The 19,320-nt window shown below is 52.9% G+C and carries 20 protein-coding genes; 9 read left to right on the top strand and 11 right to left on the bottom strand.

Annotated features, from left to right (window positions below; translation table 11 throughout):
- Positions 1-2 precede the first annotated feature (2 nt).
- The 4 genes from iscU to trmJ all read right to left on the bottom strand — a co-directional run bounded on the left by iscU (position 3) and on the right by trmJ (position 3,241).
- The gene (gene iscU, locus AB4H76_RS06700; RefSeq protein ID WP_000331707.1) at positions 3-389 is read right to left on the bottom strand and encodes a Fe-S cluster assembly scaffold IscU; all 387 of its coding nucleotides are present in this window, start codon (positions 387-389) and stop codon (positions 3-5) included.
- Positions 390-416: 27 nt separating this feature from the next.
- Positions 417-1,631, bottom strand: coding sequence for a cysteine desulfurase (gene iscS / locus AB4H76_RS06695; protein ID WP_001295373.1), 1,215 nt, complete (start codon positions 1,629-1,631; stop codon positions 417-419).
- Positions 1,632-1,742: 111 nt separating this feature from the next.
- Complete coding sequence (gene iscR / locus AB4H76_RS06690) at positions 1,743-2,231, bottom strand: Fe-S cluster assembly transcriptional regulator IscR (protein WP_001241357.1); 489 nt, start codon at positions 2,229-2,231, stop codon at positions 1,743-1,745.
- Between the two features lie 269 nt (positions 2,232-2,500).
- Complete coding sequence (gene trmJ / locus AB4H76_RS06685; protein ID WP_000940019.1) at positions 2,501-3,241, bottom strand: tRNA (cytosine(32)/uridine(32)-2'-O)-methyltransferase TrmJ; 741 nt, start codon at positions 3,239-3,241, stop codon at positions 2,501-2,503.
- Between the two features lie 118 nt (positions 3,242-3,359).
- Here trmJ and suhB point away from each other — a divergent pair, with 118 nt between their 5' ends.
- The 3 genes from suhB to csiE all read left to right on the top strand — a co-directional run bounded on the left by suhB (position 3,360) and on the right by csiE (position 6,633).
- Positions 3,360-4,163: an inositol-1-monophosphatase gene (suhB, locus tag AB4H76_RS06680; protein WP_000553451.1), complete on the top strand. Its 804-nt coding sequence runs from the start codon at positions 3,360-3,362 to the stop codon at positions 4,161-4,163.
- Between the two features lie 144 nt (positions 4,164-4,307).
- Positions 4,308-5,162 carry an alpha/beta hydrolase gene (locus AB4H76_RS06675; protein WP_001299515.1) on the top strand — a complete coding sequence of 285 codons (855 nt, stop codon included), beginning with the start codon at positions 4,308-4,310 and terminating at the stop codon, positions 5,160-5,162.
- A 190-nt stretch (positions 5,163-5,352) separates the two neighbouring features.
- The gene (csiE, locus tag AB4H76_RS06670) at positions 5,353-6,633 is read left to right on the top strand and encodes a stationary phase inducible protein CsiE (protein WP_000982997.1); all 1,281 of its coding nucleotides are present in this window, start codon (positions 5,353-5,355) and stop codon (positions 6,631-6,633) included.
- Here csiE and AB4H76_RS06665 read toward each other — a convergent pair.
- Together AB4H76_RS06665 and hcaR are read right to left on the bottom strand one after the other, a co-directional pair.
- Positions 6,625-7,764, bottom strand: a complete 1,140-nt coding sequence (locus AB4H76_RS06665; RefSeq protein WP_000244174.1) for a 3-phenylpropionate MFS transporter — start codon at positions 7,762-7,764, stop codon at positions 6,625-6,627. The genes csiE and AB4H76_RS06665 overlap by 9 nt on opposite strands.
- 159 nt (positions 7,765-7,923) lie before the next feature.
- Entirely contained in the window at positions 7,924-8,814 is an 891-nt protein-coding gene (gene hcaR / locus AB4H76_RS06660) for a DNA-binding transcriptional regulator HcaR (protein WP_000423257.1), read from the bottom strand.
- Positions 8,815-8,949: 135 nt separating this feature from the next.
- Here hcaR and hcaE point away from each other — a divergent pair, with 135 nt between their 5' ends.
- The 6 genes from hcaE to AB4H76_RS06630 all read left to right on the top strand — a co-directional run bounded on the left by hcaE (position 8,950) and on the right by AB4H76_RS06630 (position 13,686).
- Positions 8,950-10,311, top strand: coding sequence for a 3-phenylpropionate/cinnamic acid dioxygenase subunit alpha (gene hcaE / locus AB4H76_RS06655; protein WP_000211172.1), 1,362 nt, complete (start codon positions 8,950-8,952; stop codon positions 10,309-10,311).
- Complete coding sequence (gene hcaF / locus AB4H76_RS06650; RefSeq protein ID WP_001276076.1) at positions 10,308-10,826, top strand: 3-phenylpropionate/cinnamic acid dioxygenase subunit beta; 519 nt, start codon at positions 10,308-10,310, stop codon at positions 10,824-10,826. Before hcaE ends, hcaF begins: the two co-directional genes overlap by 4 nt.
- On the top strand, positions 10,826-11,146 hold the full coding sequence (locus tag AB4H76_RS06645; RefSeq protein ID WP_001080102.1) for a bifunctional 3-phenylpropionate/cinnamic acid dioxygenase ferredoxin subunit: 321 nt from the start codon (positions 10,826-10,828) through the stop codon (positions 11,144-11,146). The genes hcaF and AB4H76_RS06645 overlap by 1 nt, the downstream gene beginning before the upstream one ends.
- Entirely contained in the window at positions 11,143-11,955 is an 813-nt protein-coding gene (gene hcaB, locus AB4H76_RS06640; RefSeq protein WP_001281377.1) for a 3-phenylpropionate-dihydrodiol/cinnamic acid-dihydrodiol dehydrogenase, read from the top strand. Before AB4H76_RS06645 ends, hcaB begins: the two co-directional genes overlap by 4 nt.
- Before the next feature lie 9 nt (positions 11,956-11,964).
- Positions 11,965-13,167, top strand: coding sequence for a phenylpropionate dioxygenase ferredoxin reductase subunit (gene hcaD, locus AB4H76_RS06635; RefSeq protein WP_000660788.1), 1,203 nt, complete (start codon positions 11,965-11,967; stop codon positions 13,165-13,167).
- 96 nt (positions 13,168-13,263) lie between these two features.
- The gene (locus tag AB4H76_RS06630) at positions 13,264-13,686 is read left to right on the top strand and encodes a DoxX family protein (protein WP_001094726.1); all 423 of its coding nucleotides are present in this window, start codon (positions 13,264-13,266) and stop codon (positions 13,684-13,686) included.
- A gap of 47 nt (positions 13,687-13,733) precedes the next feature.
- Here AB4H76_RS06630 and AB4H76_RS06625 read toward each other — a convergent pair whose 3' ends face one another.
- Genes AB4H76_RS06625 through AB4H76_RS06605 form a run of 5 tightly spaced genes read right to left on the bottom strand, consistent with a single transcriptional unit; the run spans position 13,734 to position 19,285 of the window.
- Positions 13,734-14,606 (bottom strand): aldose 1-epimerase, encoded by an 873-nt coding sequence (locus tag AB4H76_RS06625; RefSeq protein ID WP_000158547.1) that lies wholly within the window; start codon positions 14,604-14,606, stop codon positions 13,734-13,736.
- Positions 14,607-14,617: 11 nt separating this feature from the next.
- On the bottom strand, positions 14,618-15,712 hold the full coding sequence (locus AB4H76_RS06620) for a zinc-dependent alcohol dehydrogenase family protein (RefSeq protein ID WP_000700812.1): 1,095 nt from the start codon (positions 15,710-15,712) through the stop codon (positions 14,618-14,620).
- 32 nt (positions 15,713-15,744) lie between these two features.
- The gene (locus tag AB4H76_RS06615; RefSeq protein ID WP_001276670.1) at positions 15,745-16,743 is read right to left on the bottom strand and encodes an ABC transporter permease; all 999 of its coding nucleotides are present in this window, start codon (positions 16,741-16,743) and stop codon (positions 15,745-15,747) included.
- Between the two features lie 24 nt (positions 16,744-16,767).
- Positions 16,768-18,279 (bottom strand): sugar ABC transporter ATP-binding protein, encoded by a 1,512-nt coding sequence (locus AB4H76_RS06610; protein ID WP_000493470.1) that lies wholly within the window; start codon positions 18,277-18,279, stop codon positions 16,768-16,770.
- Between the two features lie 22 nt (positions 18,280-18,301).
- Positions 18,302-19,285 carry a substrate-binding domain-containing protein gene (locus AB4H76_RS06605; RefSeq protein ID WP_085452701.1) on the bottom strand — a complete coding sequence of 328 codons (984 nt, stop codon included), beginning with the start codon at positions 19,283-19,285 and terminating at the stop codon, positions 18,302-18,304.
- Positions 19,286-19,320: the final 35 nt, after the last annotated feature.

Here is a 19,320-nt window from a genome sequence, read left to right as displayed (position 1 = left end):
TCTTATTTTGCTTCACGTTTGCTTTTATAGTCCGCAATGGCGGCTTTGATCGCGTCTTCTGCCAGAATAGAACAGTGAATTTTCACCGGCGGCAGTTCAAGTTCTTCAGCAATATCGGTGTTTTTGATCGCCTGCGCTTCGTCGAGAGACTTCCCTTTCACCCATTCGGTGACCAGGGAGCTGGAAGCGATAGCGGAACCGCAGCCGTAAGTTTTAAAACGCGCGTCTTCAATGATACCTTCATCGTTGACTTTAATCTGCAACTTCATCACGTCGCCACAGGCCGGTGCACCCACCATGCCGCTGCCGACGTTCTCGTCGTTGTTGTCAAAGGAACCCACGTTACGCGGATTCTCGTAATGGTCGATAACTTTTTCGCTGTAAGCCATTATAAATTCTCCTGATTCCGATACCGATTAATGATGAGCCCATTCGATGCTGTTCAGATCCACGCCCTGCTTGTACATTTCCCACAGCGGAGAAAGGTCACGCAGACGACCGATGGATTTACGAACTAACTCGATGGTGTAGTCGATCTCTTCTTCAGTAGTAAAACGACCTAAAGAGAAACGGATAGAGCTATGTGCCAGCTCGTCGTTCAGCCCCAGCGCGCGCAGCACGTAGGACGGTTCGAGGCTTGCTGACGTACAGGCGGAACCGGAAGAAACCGCGAGGTCTTTCAGCGCCATAATCAGCGACTCACCTTCAACGTAGTTGAAGCTGACGTTGAGAATGTTCGGCGCACCGTGTTCCAGGTCACCGTTCAGGTAAACTTCTTCGATATCTTTGATGCCGTTCCACAGACGGTTACGCAGTCCGCGCAGACGTTCCATCTCGGTCGCCATCTCTTCTTTTGCGATGCGATAGGCTTCGCCCATTCCGACGATCTGGTGAACAGGCAGAGTGCCGGAACGCATACCGCGTTCGTGACCGCCGCCGTGCATTTGCGCTTCGATGCGTACGCGCGGTTTACGACGCACATACAGCGCACCAATACCTTTCGGGCCATAGATTTTGTGACCGGAGAAAGACATCAGGTCAACTTTCAACTGGCTCAGGTCGATAGGCAGTTTACCCACGCTCTGGGTTGCATCAACGTGATAGATAATGCCACGAGCACGGCACATTTCGCCGATAGCCGCGATATCCTGCACCACGCCGATTTCGTTATTTACGTGCATGATGGACACGAGGATGGTGTCGTCACGCATCGCTGCTTCAAGTTCTTTCAGGTCGATAATGCCGTTACGCTGCGGTGCCAGGTAGGTGACTTCAAAACCTTCGCGCTCCAGCTGACGGCAGGTATCCAGTACCGCTTTGTGTTCGGTTTTGCTGGTGATGATGTGCTTGCCTTTTTTCTGATAAAAGTTGGCTGCACCTTTGATCGCCAGGTTGTCAGATTCGGTTGCACCAGAGGTAAAGACGATTTCACGCGGATCAGCGCCGACCAGATCGGCAATCTGATTACGGGCGATATCTACCGCTTCTTCAGCCTGCCAGCCGAAACGGTGAGAACGGGAGGCCGGGTTACCAAAGGTTCCGTCCATCGTCATAAACTGCATCATTTTCTCGGCAACACGCGGGTCCACCGGCGTGGTTGCGGAGTAGTCGAGATAAATCGGTAATTTCATTGCTCTATAAACTCCGTACATCACTCAATGCAAGGAATCAGGCTACCGGCTGGATGTACGACCGTGTTTACGGAGTATTTAGCACTCCGGCCTGATTCTGAATTCTTTTTATTAAGCGCGTAACTTAACGTCGATCGCGTCTTGTGTGCGGGTGCGTGGCGCGTCGTGAGTATGCTGACGACCAGACACATCCAGCACTTCCTGGTTATTAACCAGTTCGCCTAAAGTAATGTTGTTGAGAAAACCGGTGAGACGGTCGCTCAAATCACGCCACAGCGCGTGGGTCAGGCATTTATCGCCGCCCTGGCAGCCGCCTTTACCCTGACAACGGGTGGCATCTACAGATTCGTCAACGGCGCTAATTACTTCGCCAACGGCGATGCTGCTGGCATCTTTGCCTAACAGATAACCACCGCCTGGTCCACGTACGCTGGAAACCAGACCATTTTTACGCAGACGGGAAAACAGTTGTTCCAGATAAGAAAGGGAAATTCCCTGACGTTCGGAAATATCAGCCAACGGTACCGGGCCCGCTTCAGAGTTGAGCGCAACGTCAAGCATTGCGGTCACGGCATAGCGCCCTTTAGATGTCAGTCTCATGTCTTACTTCACCTCAAACTCGCCCCTGCCCGGGGTTTTTTATTGTAAAAGTGGGGGTATTGCATAGCAGGGTCAAGTCTGACATTCCCGAGTAAATTGGTCAACTATTTACTTGACTGATTTAGTCGGGTATTTAACCTTCAGTGCCATTTTTTTATCGTGGCGTTTGTACCTGTTGTCGGATGCGGTGTGAACACCTTATCCGACCTACGGTTCTGTACATTGTAGGCCTGATAAGACGCGTTAAGCGTCGCATCAGGCAACCACTGTTATTCGGCCTTGTTACCTTTATTCTGCTGCTCAATAGAAGCCAGAATCCCGCGCAGGATATTCAATTCCTGGCTTTCCGGGCGCGCACGGGTAAACAGACGGCGCAATTTATTCATCACCTGCCCCGGATGGTTTTCACGGATAAAACCGGTTGCCAGTAGCGTTTGTTCCAGATGACCATAAAAACGCTCCAGATCATCGACCAGCGGATACGGCGTCTCTTCATGCTCGACCTGCTCGCCATTTTCCTGAGTTGCCAGCCAGGCCATGCGCACTTCATAGGCAATAACCTGAACCGCCATCGCCAGGTTCAGCGAGCTGTATTCCGGGTTAGCCGCAATCGCGACATGATAATGGCATTTCTGCAACTCTTCATTGGTCAGGCCGACACGTTCGCGACCAAAAACCAGCGCCACCGGGGTATTTGCCGCTTCAGCAACGCTTTTCAAACCGCATTCGCGCGGGTCGAGCATCGGCCACGGCAGCGTGCGGGAACGTGCGCTGGTGCCCACCACCAGGCTACAACCGGCTAACGCTTCGTCGAGCGTATCGACGATGTGAGCATTACCAATCACATCGCTGGCCCCCGCCGCCAGGGCAATCGCCTGGGAGTCAGGTTTCACCAGTGGATTAACCAGCCACAGATTGGTTAATCCCATTGTTTTCATGGCACGGGCAACAGAACCCATATTGCCGGTGTGTGACGTCTCCACCAGCACAATTCGAATATTTTGCAGCATTGTCTTTCTTCGTCTAAAGATTATTCGCGCATCTTATCATAAAACGAAGACAGATGCCGATCTCGCTGCTATACTCTGCGCCGTTTTCCCGTTCTTTAACATCCAGTGAGAGAGACCGATGCATCCGATGCTGAACATCGCCGTGCGCGCAGCGCGCAAGGCGGGTAATTTAATTGCCAAAAACTATGAAACCCCGGACGCTGTAGAAGCGAGCCAGAAAGGCAGTAACGATTTCGTGACCAACGTAGATAAAGCTGCCGAAGCGGTGATTATCGACACGATTCGTAAATCTTACCCACAGCACACCATCATCACCGAAGAAAGCGGTGAACTTGAAGGTACTGATCAGGATGTTCAATGGGTTATTGATCCACTGGATGGCACTACCAACTTTATCAAACGTCTGCCGCACTTCGCGGTATCTATCGCCGTTCGTATCAAAGGCCGCACCGAAGTTGCTGTGGTATACGATCCTATGCGTAACGAACTGTTCACCGCCACTCGCGGTCAGGGCGCACAGCTGAACGGCTACCGTCTGCGCGGCAGCACCGCTCGCGATCTCGACGGTACTATTCTGGCGACCGGCTTCCCGTTCAAAGCAAAACAGTACGCCACTACCTACATCAACATCGTCGGCAAACTGTTCAACGAATGTGCAGACTTCCGTCGTACCGGTTCTGCGGCGCTGGATCTGGCTTACGTCGCTGCGGGTCGCGTTGACGGTTTCTTTGAAATCGGTCTGCGCCCGTGGGACTTCGCCGCAGGCGAGCTGCTGGTTCGTGAAGCGGGCGGCATCGTCAGCGACTTCACCGGTGGTCATAACTACATGCTGACCGGTAACATCGTTGCTGGTAACCCGCGCGTTGTTAAAGCCATGCTGGCGAACATGCGTGACGAGTTAAGCGACGCTCTGAAGCGTTAATGACTCAGGCGGGTGATATCAATCACCCGCCCCCGCCTTTCAGGCGCTATTCCGAAATACTTCCTCACCGCTTTACTTTCTTTCGTCACTCTCCCACCATCTTTCCCCGATTAATGGATGATAAAGAAGTCGCAAGGAAAGGTTATGGCACTGCCAGTGAACAAACGCGTTCCCAAAATTCTGTTTATTCTCTTTGTTGTTGCCTTCTGCGTTTATTTAGTGCCGCGCGTTGCCATCAACTTCTTCTATTATCCCGACGATAAAATTTACGGTCCCGATCCCTGGTCGGCGGAATCCGTCGAATTTACGGCTAAGGACGGTACTCGTCTGCAAGGCTGGTTTATCCCTTCTTCGACGGGCCCTGCTGACAACGCCATCGCAACCATCATTCATGCTCACGGCAATGCCGGAAATATGTCCGCCCACTGGCCGCTGGTCAGTTGGTTACCCGAGCGTAATTTCAACGTTTTTATGTTTGATTATCGCGGGTTTGGTAAATCAAAAGGCACGCCGTCCCAGGCCGGATTGCTGGACGATACGCAAAGCGCCATCAATGTGGTGCGCCATCGCAGTGATGTAAACCCACAACGGCTGGTGCTGTTCGGGCAGAGTATTGGCGGGGCGAATATTCTTGCTGTTATTGGTCAGGGTGATCGTGAAGGCATACGTGCGGTGATCCTCGACTCCACATTTGCCTCTTATGCAACCATCGCCAACCAGATGATCCCCGGCAGTGGCTACTTACTTGATGAGAGTTACAGCGGCGAAAATTACATCGCCAGCGTCAGCCCGATCCCGCTTTTACTCATTCACGGTAAAGCCGATCACGTTATCCCATGGCAGCACAGCGAAAAGTTGTATAGCCTGGCAAAAGAGCCAAAACGGTTGATCCTAATCCCGGATGGCGAACACATTGATGCTTTTTCCGATCGTCACGGCGATGTTTATCGCGAACAGATGGTGGACTTTATCCTTAGCGCGTTGAATCCGCAGAACTAACCCATGATCGCTAGCACGATAATCATTCACAAAACCACCTTAAGACATGCTAATCCACTGGTCAGAACAGTTTAAGATGAGAAAAATTCTGTGACGCTTGCCAACATTTCTGATGATTAGCATTCCCTTCGTCATTTCCCTGAGCAAACTTTAGCTATTCTTATCAATTATGCTTATGGGAGATCTACAGATGATGCCTACGCTTGCTCCACCATCTGTCCTTTCGGCTCCCCAGCGCCGCTGCCAGATCTTGCTGACGCTCTTTCAGCCGGGGTTGACCGCCACCATGGCAACCTTCAGCGAGCTTAATGGTGTGGATGATGATATTGCCAGTCTTGATATCAGCGAAACAGGACGGGAGATCCTGCGCTATCATCAACTCACACTGACGACTGGTTATGACGGTAGCTACCGGGTTGAAGGTACAGTGCTTAACCAACGTTTGTGTTTATTTCACTGGCTACGACGTGGTTTCCGTCTGTGTCCGTCATTTATTACCAGCCAATTCACCCCCGCCCTGAAGAGTGAATTGAAGCGGCGCGGAATTGCGCGTAACTTTTACGACGATACCAATCTACAAGCGTTAGTGAATCTCTGCTCCCGACGGCTGCAAAAACGCTTTGAATCGCGCGATATTCATTTCCTGTGTCTGTATCTGCAATATTGTTTGCTGCAGCACCACGCTGGAATGACGCCTCAGTTTAATCCGCTCCAACGTCGCTGGGCGGAATCCTGCCTTGAATTTCAGGTAGCGCAGGAAATTGGACGCCACTGGCAGCGTCGGGCGCTCCAGCCTGTACCGCCTGATGAGCCACTGTTTATGGCACTACTTTTTTCCATGTTGCGGGTTCCCGATCCACTGCGGGATGCGCATCAGCGAGACAGACAATTGCGTCAGTCTATCAAACGTCTGGTAAACCATTTTCGTGAGCTGGGAAATGTTCGTTTTTATGATGAACAGGGGTTATGTGATCAGCTTTATACCCACCTCGCCCAGGCGTTAAATCGCAGTTTGTTTGCCATCGGTATTGATAATACCCTGCCGGAAGAGTTCGCCAGACTGTACCCACGCCTGGTGCGCACCACCCGCGCGGCGCTGGCCGGATTTGAAAGTGAATACGGCGTCCATCTTTCTGATGAGGAAAGTGGTCTGGTCGCGGTGATTTTCGGTGCCTGGCTAATGCAGGAAAACGATCTGCATGAAAAACAGATTATTCTACTGACCGGGAATGATAGCGAGCGAGAAGCGCAGATTGAGCAGCAGTTACGCGAACTAACGTTACTGCCGCTCAACATTAAGCATATGTCGGTAAAGGCATTTTTGCAGACAGGCGCTCCGCGTGGCGCGGCACTGATTATTGCGCCTTATACCATGCCATTACCGCTCTTTTCACCACCGCTGATCTATACGGACCTGACGCTGACAACACATCAACAGGAGCAGATCCGCAAAATGCTCGAATCAGCATGAGGGAACAACTTTCGGGCGCAAAAACATTGCCGGCAGCGCCACCAGCGCCATTACCCAGAACACGCCGTGGCCCAGATATTGATACAGGAAACCGGCGAAAACGGTCATGATAGCGATACTGCCGCCCATCGCGACGGCAGAGTAAACCGCCTGTAAACGGATGACTTCGCTACCCTGGCGAGCAGCAATATAACGCATGGCGGCCAGGTGGCAGACCGTGAAGGTGCCGCAATGCAGAATTTGCACCACTATCAACCACGGCAACGCCGTAGTTGCTCCCATAATGCCCCAGCGCACTACGCCGCAAATCGCCGAGATCAACAGCATATCGCGTGCACTACAACGGCGGAAAAGTTTATTACTCAGCGCAAAGATAATGACTTCCGCCACCACGCCCAGCGACCACAAATACCCCACCGCCGAGGCCGAGTAGCCAGCTGCCTGCCAGTAAATGGCGCTAAAACCGTAATAGGCCGCATGTGCCCCCTGCAATAAACAAACGCAGGCCAGAAAGCGCCAGTTCTGGCGAACCAGCGCCAACCACGCTGACCAACCGGTGCTCTCCTGCTGGCGGCTTGCCCCTTGTGGCTGAATCGTCGGACGGATGAGAAAGCCGAGCAGCATGGATGCCACGCCCAACGTCAACAGCGCGAGGATCACCCGATAATCAAACATAGTGACCAGTTTGCCCGTCAGCGCCGAGCCAATGACAAACGCCACCGAGCCCCACAGTCGCACTTTGCCGTAATCAAGCGGGAACTGCTTTTGCCACGTATTCGCCAGTGCATCGGTCAACGGTACCAGCGGTGAGAAAAAGAGGTTAAAGCCAATCATCACCAGCATCAGCCACGCTACGTGCGCCCCCGCCCAGAAGGCGACAGCAAAGAGAAGTGTCAGCAGTGCCAGCACGCGCAAGGCGAAAATCAGGCGGGAAGGATCGCTGACGCGGGGCGCGATGAGCAAACTCCCGAGAAAACGGGCAACCAGACCTGCCCCCAATAACAGGCCGATGGTTTCTGGCGTTAAACCAATCCCTTTAAGCCAGACGCTCCAGAAAGGTAGAAAAATGCCGTAACTAAAAAAGTATGTGAAATAGCCGAGCGCCAACCAGCGCGTGGATTGCAAAACCATGAGTCCCTCCCGTCAGGAGGCGTTAGTCTGGGGTTAATCGAATGTTGGTGCAAGTTGAAAAATAAGAATATTCGAGCCTGCTTCCCGATGTCTGTAACGCCAGTTCACAAGCACTAAAAAACTGAGATCCGCGACGCATGTTGCAAAAATAATGCGTAATTATGCCGTTACGCTTGCCAAACGTTCCTGCACAATGGCGATGAAATCGCGTAATGCCGGCTTCATCTCCCCTTTCTTCCACGCCATCAGTAAAGCAATGGAAGGCACATTTCCGGCAATGGGACGAAAAACAACCTGCCCGGTATTAAAATTATTCATATAACCGGGTATCAAAGTGACGCCCAGCCCCATGCCCACCAGATTCATGGTCACCAGAATATTCGTTGCCACCTGGACGATATTTGGCTGGCTGTTTTCTTGCGCAAACCACGCTTTAACGATCGGCGCAAGCGAACCGGAATACGCCGGATCGGTACTGACGAAATTCACGCCATCCAGTTGCGCGGCGGTGATCTCTTTTTCATGTGCTAAAGGGTGATCAACCGGTAACACCACCACTAATGGTTCGTCAAAAAGCTCCAGATAATCAATCTCCGGGCTATAAACAGGATGGCGCATTAAGCCGACGTCGAGTTCACCACGGCGAATTTTTTCCTCCTGTTGCGTGGTGATTAAACTCACCAGCTCAATCAAGGTGTCTGGCTGTCTGAGACGAAACATCGGTAATACTTTTGGCAATAAATTCACTTCCGCCGATGGCACAAAGCCAATGGTTAATTGTCTGTCTTCCTGAACAATTTTCCGCGCCCGTAATTTGGCATTTTCCGCTTGTTCGAGGATTGCCAGCGCGTCCTGGAGAAAACATTCTCCCGCCGCCGTCAACGCGACTTTGCGCTTATCCCTCACCAGTAACGGAACACCGACACAGTTTTCAAGATCGCGGATCTGGCTGCTTAACGAAGGCTGTGAGGTATGCAGTTTTTCCGCCGCACGGGTAAAGTTCAGTGCCTGCGCCACTGCGACGAAATAGCGTAAATGCCGTAGTTCCATCACCTTCCCCTTGTTATCGAAAAAACGTCTCAGCTGGTAGAAATTAACTATTTCACATATTAGCAACCAACCAGCAACATCCTTATGGCACAAAAATAGAAGGTCAATACATCTTATCTTTCAGGATTAAAAAATATGACCACACCCTCAGATTTGAACATTTACCAACTGATTGACACCCAAAACGGTCGGGTCACTCCGCGTATTTATACCGACCCGGACATTTACCAACTGGAGCTTGAGCGTATTTTCGGTCGTTGCTGGCTATTTCTCGCCCACGAAAGCCAGATCCCAAAACCCGGTGATTTCTTTAACACCTACATGGGAGAAGATGCGGTTGTCGTAGTGCGTCAGAAAGACGGCAGCATCAAGGCGTTTCTCAACCAATGCCGCCACCGGGCCATGCGTGTGAGTTATGCAGATTGCGGCAACACTCGCGCCTTTACCTGCCCGTATCACGGCTGGTCTTATGGCATTAACGGCGAGTTGATCGATGTACCGCTGGAACCTCGCGCCTATCCACAAGGGTTGTGTAAATCCCACTGGGGGCTAAACGAAGTTCCTTGTGTGGAGAGTTATAAAGGGCTGATTTTTGGCAACTGGGATACCAGCGCACCGGGCCTGCGTGATTACCTGGGTGACATTGCCTGGTATCTGGATGGCATGCTGGATCGTCGCGAAGGCGGCACCGAAATTGTCGGCGGCGTACAAAAGTGGGTGATCAACTGCAACTGGAAATTCCCGGCAGAGCAGTTCGCCAGTGACCAGTATCATGCTCTGTTCAGCCATGCTTCTGCCGTTCAGGTATTAGGGGCGAAAGATGATGGCAGCGATAAGCGCCTCGGTGATGGACAAACCGCCCGCCCGGTGTGGGAAACCGCCAAAGATGCGCTGCAATTTGGTCAGGACGGTCACGGTAGCGGTTTCTTCTTTACTGAAAAACCGGATGCTAATGTCTGGGTCGATGGCGCAGTTTCAAGCTATTACCGCGAAACCTATGCCGAAGCAGAACAACGTTTAGGTGAAGTTCGCGCCCTGCGCCTGGCGGGTCATAACAATATTTTCCCCACGCTTTCATGGCTCAACGGCACTGCCACGCTCCGCGTCTGGCATCCGCGCGGCCCTGATCAAGTTGAAGTGTGGGCGTTCTGTATTACTGACAAAGCCGCCTCCGATGAAGTTAAAGCCGCTTTTGAAAACAGCGCCACTCGTGCTTTTGGTCCTGCTGGTTTTCTCGAGCAGGATGACTCGGAGAACTGGTGTGAAATCCAGAAATTGCTTAAAGGCCACCGCGCCCGCAACAGCAAACTGTGTCTGGAAATGGGGCTTGGTCAGGAAAAGCGTCGCGACGACGGCATTCCTGGCATTACTAACTATATTTTCTCAGAAACTGCCGCTCGCGGAATGTACCAACGTTGGGCCGATCTCCTGAGTAGCGAAAGCTGGCAAGAAGTGCTCGATAAAACCGCCGCTTACCAGCAGGAGGTGATGAAATGAGTGCGCAAGTTTCACTGGAGTTACATCACCGCATTAGCCAGTTTCTCTTTCACGAAGCCAGTCTGCTGGATGACTGGAAATTTCGTGACTGGCTGGCACAGCTCGACGAAGAGATTCGTTACACCATGCGCACCACGGTTAACGCGCAAACGCGCGACCGCCGCAAAGGCGTTCAGCCACCGACGACCTGGATTTTTAATGACACCAAAGACCAGCTGGAGCGGCGAATCGCCCGTCTGGAAACGGGCATGGCCTGGGCAGAAGAGCCGCCGTCACGCACTCGTCACTTAATCAGCAACTGCCAGGTAAGCGAAACCGACATCCCAAATGTATTTGCCGTGAGGGTGAATTATCTACTTTATCGGGCACAAAAAGAGCGCGATGAAACATTCTATGTTGGAACGCGTTTCGACAAAGTTCGCCGTCTGGAAGATGACAACTGGCGCTTGCTGGAACGGGATATCGTCCTGGATCAAGCGGTAATCACTTCCCATAACCTGAGTGTACTGTTCTGATGAATCGAATTTATGCGTGTCCCGTTGCGGATGTGCCGGAGGGTGAGGCTCTCCGGATCGATACCTCGCCCGTCATCGCCCTGTTCAACGTTGGCGGCGAGTTTTATGCCATTAACGATCGTTGCAGCCATGGTAATGCGTCAATGTCAGAAGGGTATCTGGAAGATGACGCCACGGTGGAGTGCCCGCTACACGCCGCCAGTTTTTGCCTGAAAACGGGGAAAGCGTTATGCCTGCCCGCCACCGATCCGCTCACCACTTATCCAGTACACGTTGAAGGTGGTGACATTTTCATCGACTTACCGGAGGCGCAGCCATGAGCGATCTGCATAACGAGTCCATTTTTATTACCGGCGGCGGATCGGGATTAGGGCTGGCGCTGGTCGAGCGATTTATCGAAGAAGGCGCGCAGGTTGCCACGCTGGAACTGTCGGCGGCAAAAGTCGCCAGTCTGCGTCAGCGATTTGGCGAACATATTCTGGCGGTGGAAGGTAACGTGACCTGTTATGCCGATTATCAACGCGCGGTCGATCAGATCCTGACTCGTTCCGGCAAGCTGGATTGTTTTATCGGCAATGCAGGCATCTGGGATCACAATGCCTCACTGGTTAATACTCCCGCAGAGACGCTCGAAACCGGCTTCCACGAGCTGTTTAACGTCAACGTACTCGGTTACCTGCTGGGCGCAAAAGCCTGCGCTCCGGCGTTAATCGCCAGTGAAGGCAGCATGATTTTCACACTGTCAAATGCCGCCTGGTATCCTGGCGGCGGTGGCCCGCTGTACACCGCCAGTAAACATGCCGCAACCGGACTTATTCGCCAACTGGCTTATGAACTGGCACCGAAAGTGCGGGTGAATGGCGTCGGCCCGTGTGGTATGGCCAGCGACCTGCGCGGCCCACAGGCGCTCGGGCAAAGTGAAACCTCGATAATGCAGTCTCTGACGCCGGAGAAAATTGCCGCCATTTTACCGCTGCAATTTTTCCCGCAACCGGCGGATTTTACGGGGCCGTATGTGATGTTGGCATCGCGGCGCAATAATCGCGCATTAAGCGGTGTGATGATCAACGCTGATGCGGGTTTAGCGATTCGCGGCATTCGCCACGTAGCGGCTGGGCTGGATCTTTAAGGAAGCACGATGAAAGAAAAAACGATCATTATTGTCGGTGGCGGGCAAGCGGCGGCAATGGCTGCGGCCTCGCTACGCCAGCAAGGGTTCACCGGTGAGCTGCATCTGTTTTCCGATGAGCGACATCTTCCTTATGAACGACCTCCACTCTCGAAATCCATGTTGCTGGAAGATTCCCCGCAGTTACAGCAGGTGTTACCCGCTAACTGGTGGCAGGAAAACAATGTTCATCTGCATTCCGGTGTAACCATCAAAACGCTGGGTCGCGACACACGAGAGTTAGTGTTAACCAACGGCGAAAGCTGGCACTGGGATCAGCTTTTTATAGCAACCGGCGCGGCAGCTCGACCGCTGCCGTTGCTTGATGCACTGGGAGAACGCTGCTTTACCCTACGCCATGCCGGTGATGCCGCCAGACTGCGAGAAGTTCTGCAGCCCGAACGGTCAGTCGTGATTATCGGTGCCGGAACTATTGGTCTGGAACTGGCTGCCAGCGCCACGCAGCGCAGATGTAAGGTGACAGTGATTGAACTGGCGGCAACCGTCATGGGCCGTAATGCACCACCGCCCGTGCAACGCTATCTTTTACAGCGCCACCAGCAGGCTGGTGTGCGCATTCTGCTCAATAATGCCATTGAACATGTGGTCGATGGTGAAAAAGTAGAACTGACGCTGCAAAGTGGGGAAACGCTTCAGGCTGATGTGGTGATTTACGGTATTGGTATCAGCGCCAACGAGCAACTGGCTCGCGAGGCCAACCTTGATACTGCCAATGGCATTGTCATTGATGAGGCTTGCCGCACCTGCGATCCCGCGATCTTTGCCGGTGGCGATGTGGCAATCACTCGTCTTGATAATGGTGCACTACACCGCTGCGAAAGCTGGGAAAACGCCAATAACCAGGCGCAAATTGCCGCTGCCGCAATGTTAGGGCTACCGCTACCGCTACTGCCGCCGCCGTGGTTCTGGAGCGATCAGTACAGTGATAACTTACAGTTTATTGGCGATATGCGTGGCGATGACTGGCTTTGTCGTGGCAACCCGGAAACTCAGAAGGCGATTTGGTTTAATCTGCAAAACGGCGTGCTTATCGGTGCGGTCACGCTGAATCAGGGGCGTGAGATTCGCCCAATTCGCAAATGGATCCAGAGCGGCAAAACGTTTGATGCGAAACTGCTGATAGATGAGAACATCGCGCTTAAATCACTGTAACCAGGATAATTAGCGAATATCTCAATGCCTGGGGCGTGGCGAGGTGCAAGAGTGTGTATTACGTTTAAATCACATTATCTTGCAAAGGGATTGGTTATGAACACACTACGTTATTTTGATTTTGGAGCTGCCCGCCCCGTTTTGTTATTAATTGCCCGTATCGCCGTGGTCTTAATTTTCATTATTTTTGGTTTTCCCAAAATGATGGGCTTTGACGGTACGGTCCAATATATGGCCTCGTTGGGCGCGCCAATGCCGATGCTGGCAGCGATTATTGCGGTAGTTATGGAAGTGCCCGCCGCGATATTAATCGTGCTTGGCTTTTTCACCCGTCCGCTGGCGGTGCTGTTTATTTTCTACACGCTGGGTACGGCGGTGATTGGTCACCATTACTGGGATATGACCGGCGATGCGGTTGGGCCAAATATGATTAATTTCTGGAAGAATGTCAGTATCGCTGGCGCGTTCTTGCTATTGGCAATTACCGGGCCGGGGGCAATTTCTCTCGATCGGCGTTAGGAAAGATGCCGGATGCGGCGTGAACGCCTTATCCGGCATTTAATAAATTACAGCCACTCTACCCGCAACGACATCTCTGAAGTTGTTGATTCCCCTGGTGCTAGCGCAATGAGATCACCCCCTTCCGGGCGATGATGATCATCCGGCGCATGGCTCATCGGTTCCAGACAGAAGAAATCAAACGCATATCCTTTATCAAACGCAGGGTCGGAAACAAAGATGAAATAACACGGTGCAGGTGGCGTCGTTTCCATGATGATGGCATAACCTTCCTGCGGCTGCTCGATGCGGGCCTGACCATTCCATCCGGCAAAACCATTGTTCACCCACTGGCGCGGCAACGGCGCGGGCTGGTTAAAATCCAGTTCCTGCGGTAGCTGCTCGCAAAACTCACCCGCCAGCCACTGCTCCCGCTCCAGCCAGTAACCGCTCGCCTGTGCCTGAATCCGCGTTTGCGGCGACAACGGAAAATAAGGATGCCAGCCGGTACCAAATGGCAGCGTCTCTGCCCCTTGATTGGTGACAGAGAGCGTCACCGTCAGCGTATCCGCCGTTAAATGAAACGCCTGACTTACCCGATAGTGATAGACACCGCTGCGATGTTCATACACCAGACACAAACTATCATCGCTGTGCGAGACACATTGCCACTCGCCCAGCCAGCCATCGCCGTGTAGATAGTGCGCATCCCACTCAACATTCGGTTGCAGTTGATACTCACGCCCCTGCCAGACAAAACGGTTGCCGCTCACCCGGTTTGCAAATGGCACCAGCGGAAAACAGGAGGCATCGGTTGCCACACCGCTTTTTTTACCAGGACGTAAGAGCGGCGTCGTATCGCGCCAGAAGCCTTCGATTACGCCGCCCTGGTCAGAAACGTCCAGCTTTAGCGACCCGTGGGATAAGGTATAGATGGTCATCCGCTAACTCCTTAATCCGGGAAGTTAATCACAACTTTCCCGCATTTGCCGCTCGCCATCAGCGCATAGGCATCTCCAGCCTGTTCCAGCGTGAAGCGATGGGTAATGGCGTTACGCGGCCACAGTTTCCAGTCCGTCAGATCATGGGCGCATTTTTCCATATGGAACAGACTGGTCACCCAGGAGCCGATAATCCGCCGTTGATGGTGCATCAGATCGGCGCTGACCTCGAATTCCACTTTTCCGGTTTCACCAATGTAAACCACCCGTCCCCAGTCAGCGGTGGATTGCAGTGCCAGCAAGCGACCTGCGGCATTACCAGAACAATCGAGCGCAACATCCGCGCCACCGTGGGTGAGTTCGGCGATAATCTGCGGCAGACCTTCGGTGGTTGCTAAATAGCCGTGATCCATCACCCCTAACTGTTTTGCCATCGCCAGACGTTCCGGCAGCATATCAACGCCGATGATCCGTTTTGCACCGCGACCTTTCGCCAGCATCATCGCCATCATGCCGACCGGCCCCAGACCGACCACCAGCACGTTATCGCTGCCGGAAACTTCGCCGCGCAAAATCCCTTCATAGGCCGTGCCAACGCCGCAACTGATAAACGCACCATCTTCGTAGCTCAGCGCATCCGGCAGGAGGATCAGATCTTTTTCTTCCGCCAGCAGATATTCGGCATGACCGCCGTCACGCTGCCAGCCGTAAGCCGCTTTTCCTTTGCCAGTACAAGAGATAGGAAAGCCGCGGCGGCAGTTCGGGCAAAAACCACAGCCAGAAATGTGATACACCAGCACGCGGTCGCCCTCTTTAAAATGGCGGCAGCCTTGCCCCATCGCCACAATCTGCCCGCACGGTTCATGACCGTTGATAAAGCCCTGGTATAACGGTTTATCGGGTGCCGCCGCTGTGGCACGGTGTTGATGATAGATATAGTGGACATCGCTTCCGCAAATCCCGGAGGATTTCATTTTGATCAGTACCTGGTTAATCCCCGGCGTCGGCACCGCAACTTCCCGCAGATCGACGGTCGAATTTCCTGGTAAATAAGCTGCCAGCATCGTTTTCATAAATCCCTCATTAACAATACGATTAATTTTCATCCCTGCCGCACCCGCGCCAGGGGCGTTAAGGTTTAGCGTTTCGCTTTACTGCTTCGCTGGGTCAGCAAGATATTCGCCAGCACCGCCACCACGATGATGACGCCGCGTACCACCTGCTGGAAAAAGGAGTTAATACCGAGCAGCACCAGACCGTTACCGATTAGCGTAATCACCAGCACACCAAGCAATGTACCGAACAGGGAACCGCGACCGCCGGAAAGTGCCGTACCGCCGACCACGACCGCGGCGATGACGTCAAACTCCAGACCGTTTGCGGCACCTGCGTTACCAGAACCGAGGCGCGCCGCCAACAAAATGCCGGTCACCGCCGCTAATAATCCCGAAAGGGTAAAGATAAGAATGCGCACCCGACGAACGTTGATGCCGCACAACTGCGCCGCCGTAGCATTACCGCCAACGGCAAAAACCGAGCGCCCGAAGGCGGTTTTGCGGCTGATGAACACAAACAGCGCAAACAACACAATCATGATCAGCGCGGATACCGGCACACCGAGAAATTGTCCGCCCAGCCAGTCCAGCACCTCGTTTTCATCAATCGGCACTGGCAGTGCGTTCGTCATAAACAGCCCCATTCCGCGCAGGGCGCTCCACAGCCCCAGTGTGGCAACGAAACTTGGTACATTAAACACGCCGCGCAGCACCCCGGCCAGCGTTCCCATCAGCGCGCCTAACAGCAACACCAGCAGGCACGCCACCGCCAGCGGAACTTCAAATTGCAGCAAAAATGCCAGGCACACCGAGACAAAAGCCACCATCGGCCCAACGCTGACATCAATTTCACCGGAGATAATAATCAGCGTCATCGCCCAGGCGGCAATCCCAATGGTGGCGGCATCGCGCAGCACGTTCATCTGGTTATTCAATGAGATAAAGCCAGGCGCGTTCAGGGAGAAGACCAGATAAAGAATGGCAATCACCACCAGCAAACCGATCTCATTAATATGGCGACTGACAAATTGTTTGAGCGAGACGCTCTTGCCCTGCGGCAATGGTAATGACGAAGCAGACATCTTCAGGTTCCTCGGTAAAATTCATCAGTGCACAGACAGAATGGCGGACATCAGCTCATCCACATTGACCGGAGCGTGAAACTCCTGCGAGAACGTGCCGTGCTGTAATAACAGGATGCGGTCACACACCAGCGGCAACTCCTCCACTTCACTGGAGATAAACACCACGCTTTTTCCTTCGGCAGCCAGCTCACGGACAATACGGTAAATCTGCTGTTTGGCTTCGATATCGACGCCGCGCGTTGGCTCGTCGAGCAACAAAATCTGGCTGGCAGCATAGACCCAACGACCGATCACCACTTTTTGCTGATTGCCACCAGAAAGCGTGCCGATGGGTGTTTCGCTACTGGCGGCCTTGACCGTCATCCGCTGCATCACCTCTTCGGTCAGGCGGCGGATGGTGGACCATTGCAGCACACCGTTGGCGCTGATTTTTTGCCGATTGGTCAGCACTGTATTTTCGTCAACGCCCAACCAGGGAATGATCCCCGCTTCTTTGCGGTTTTCTGGCGTATAGCCAATGCCGCGTTTCAGCATGTCGCCGTAATCGGGGCGCGTGATTTTCTCGCCGTTGATAACAATTTCGCCCTGTTCATACTCCTCCAGCCCAACAATCGCCTTCAGCAATTCACTGCGCCCTGCCCCCAGCAGACCAGCAATGCCGAGCACTTCGCCACGACGTAGCGTAAAACTGATATCCTCCAGCTTGGGCTTATGGCGTAACGCACGGACTTCCAGCACGGCCTGATCCACAATTTCCTGAGGGGCTACCGGCGCAATATCAACGTGATCGCGCCCGAGCATCAGCGACACAATATGATGCGTGGAGGTGTTTTCGAGCATCACATCGCCCGCCACCTGACCATCGCGCATAACGGTGGCACAGGAGGCAATGCGGCGAATTTCTTCCATCCGGTGGCTGACATAAATCACCGCCACGCCCAGTGCCGACATCTTTTTCACCGCGCTGATCACCAGTTCAACTTCCGCACTCGCAAGCGAACTGGTAGGTTCATCAAGAATGACCACGCGCGGCTCGCCCTTCATCACCCGCGCAATTTCCACCAGCTGCTTTTGCGCCGGGCTTAGCGTTGAAACAAGTTGTTCAGGACTAACGTCAACGCCCAGCGCCTGTAAGCAACGTTGGGCATCCTGCGCCATTTGCAGGTAATCAATCATGCCGTTGCGGCGGGGCCACTGACCGAGGCAGAGGTTTTCCGCCACTGTCAGCCCTTCCACCAGACTTAACTCCTGATAAACCGCGCGCACCCCCAGTTCAGCGGCACGGCGAGTCAGCGTAGCTTCGTCACCTTCCAGTCGCGTCTCGCCAATCCAGATATCACCGCTATCCGGGCGTTCGCTGCCGGTAAGCATTCGAATGAGAGTCGATTTGCCCGCGCCGTTTTTACCTAACAGCGCACGAACTTCGCCTTTATTGAGCGTGAAGTTAACGTTATCCAGCGCAACGACGCCGGGATAACGCTTATTTCCTGCCACCACTTTTGCTACCGGGACTGCCTCTGTTGCCGTGAACATAGGGACCTCTGCGAATCAGCGATTAGGGCAGACCATCAACGTGCGTTGCCAGCCACTGTTTACCGTCTTCCGTTTTGGTATAGAGATCGATAGGCACCTGAATCACTTTTTCACCGTCGGCTTGTTTATTGATAACCTTCAATGTTTGCGCGAAAACAGCATTGCCCATTTTCTTACCGGAAATATCCACTACCGCTTTCAGCACCTGATTGTTTTCCAGCTCCTGAGCAATTTCGGTTGTCATATCCGAACCGAAAACAGCAATTTTTCCGGCCTGATTTTGATTACGTACCGCTTTTACCGCGCCGAGTGTCGCACCGCCCGATTCCCCCATAATGGCGTTGAGATCCGGCGTGGAGATAATTAGTTTTTCACCAACGGAAATCGCTTTATCTAAAACAGTCCCTTCCTGATTAGCGACAATTTGCGCGCCGGGAACGCGGGATTTTAAAACTTCTTCAAATCCTTTACGTCGCTGCACACAAACTTCAAAGGCTTCGCAATTGATGACGGCAATTTTCGGCTGGTCAATTTTATTGGCAATAAAATAATCAGCGGCAGCGTTACCCAGTTTTTTACCAAATTCCAGCGGATCGCCGACCAGATACGCCGAGACATATTTATCGACCCCCTTTTGATTAATACAGGTGTTGTAGCAAATCACCGGAATGCCCGCTTCACTGGCGCGACGAACGGTACGGCTACTGCCATTTTCAGACACTGCCGATAAAATAATGGCATCGACATTACGCGCCACGAGGGTATCAACAAAGGTATTTTCTTTCGAAATATCACCCTGGGCGTTAGTTTCAATTAACTGTACCTGTACTGAAGAATCTTTTGCCGCATCCTGAACGCCCTGACGCACTCCAGCGTAATATCCCTGGGTATCAAGGTATATTGCACCAATGGTCATTTCTTTATCCGCAGCCCTGGCAAATAGTGCGCTACCTAATAGCGTAGCCATTAATAATAGATTACGGGTTGTTCTCATTTTTTTAGGCATAGTGCCTCCTGTAGGGTTTTTATTAACAACGGCTT

Source organism: Escherichia sp. UTM R2 (assembly GCF_048593455.1).
Classification (GTDB): Bacteria; Pseudomonadota; Gammaproteobacteria; order Enterobacterales; family Enterobacteriaceae; genus Escherichia; species Escherichia coli.
Note: the sequence above shows the minus strand (reverse complement) of the source record. Positions and strands in the feature narration are given on the sequence as shown.

Bases quoted from the DNA above. Each gene is read 5' to 3' on its own strand.
- AB4H76_RS06605 (WP_085452701.1), bottom strand. From the start codon at position 19,285: ATGCCTAAAAAAATGAGAACAACCCGTAATCTATTATTAATGGCTACG.
- csiE (WP_000982997.1), top strand. From the start codon at position 5,353: ATGATGCCTACGCTTGCTCCACCATCTGTCCTTTCGGCTCCCCAGCGC.
- AB4H76_RS06665 (WP_000244174.1), bottom strand. From the start codon at position 7,764: ATGGTTTTGCAATCCACGCGCTGGTTGGCGCTCGGCTATTTCACATAC.
- AB4H76_RS06675 (WP_001299515.1), top strand. From the start codon at position 4,308: ATGGCACTGCCAGTGAACAAACGCGTTCCCAAAATTCTGTTTATTCTC.
- iscU (WP_000331707.1), bottom strand. From the start codon at position 389: ATGGCTTACAGCGAAAAAGTTATCGACCATTACGAGAATCCGCGTAAC.
- AB4H76_RS06645 (WP_001080102.1), top strand. From the start codon at position 10,826: ATGAATCGAATTTATGCGTGTCCCGTTGCGGATGTGCCGGAGGGTGAG.
- hcaF (WP_001276076.1), top strand. From the start codon at position 10,308: ATGAGTGCGCAAGTTTCACTGGAGTTACATCACCGCATTAGCCAGTTT.
- AB4H76_RS06630 (WP_001094726.1), top strand. From the start codon at position 13,264: ATGAACACACTACGTTATTTTGATTTTGGAGCTGCCCGCCCCGTTTTG.
- trmJ (WP_000940019.1), bottom strand. From the start codon at position 3,241: ATGCTGCAAAATATTCGAATTGTGCTGGTGGAGACGTCACACACCGGC.
- AB4H76_RS06615 (WP_001276670.1), bottom strand. From the start codon at position 16,743: ATGTCTGCTTCGTCATTACCATTGCCGCAGGGCAAGAGCGTCTCGCTC.
- hcaB (WP_001281377.1), top strand. From the start codon at position 11,143: ATGAGCGATCTGCATAACGAGTCCATTTTTATTACCGGCGGCGGATCG.
- hcaR (WP_000423257.1), bottom strand. From the start codon at position 8,814: ATGGAACTACGGCATTTACGCTATTTCGTCGCAGTGGCGCAGGCACTG.
- hcaE (WP_000211172.1), top strand. From the start codon at position 8,950: ATGACCACACCCTCAGATTTGAACATTTACCAACTGATTGACACCCAA.
- AB4H76_RS06610 (WP_000493470.1), bottom strand. From the start codon at position 18,279: ATGTTCACGGCAACAGAGGCAGTCCCGGTAGCAAAAGTGGTGGCAGGA.
- hcaD (WP_000660788.1), top strand. From the start codon at position 11,965: ATGAAAGAAAAAACGATCATTATTGTCGGTGGCGGGCAAGCGGCGGCA.
- AB4H76_RS06620 (WP_000700812.1), bottom strand. From the start codon at position 15,712: ATGAAAATTAATCGTATTGTTAATGAGGGATTTATGAAAACGATGCTG.
- AB4H76_RS06625 (WP_000158547.1), bottom strand. From the start codon at position 14,606: ATGACCATCTATACCTTATCCCACGGGTCGCTAAAGCTGGACGTTTCT.
- suhB (WP_000553451.1), top strand. From the start codon at position 3,360: ATGCATCCGATGCTGAACATCGCCGTGCGCGCAGCGCGCAAGGCGGGT.
- iscR (WP_001241357.1), bottom strand. From the start codon at position 2,231: ATGAGACTGACATCTAAAGGGCGCTATGCCGTGACCGCAATGCTTGAC.
- iscS (WP_001295373.1), bottom strand. From the start codon at position 1,631: ATGAAATTACCGATTTATCTCGACTACTCCGCAACCACGCCGGTGGAC.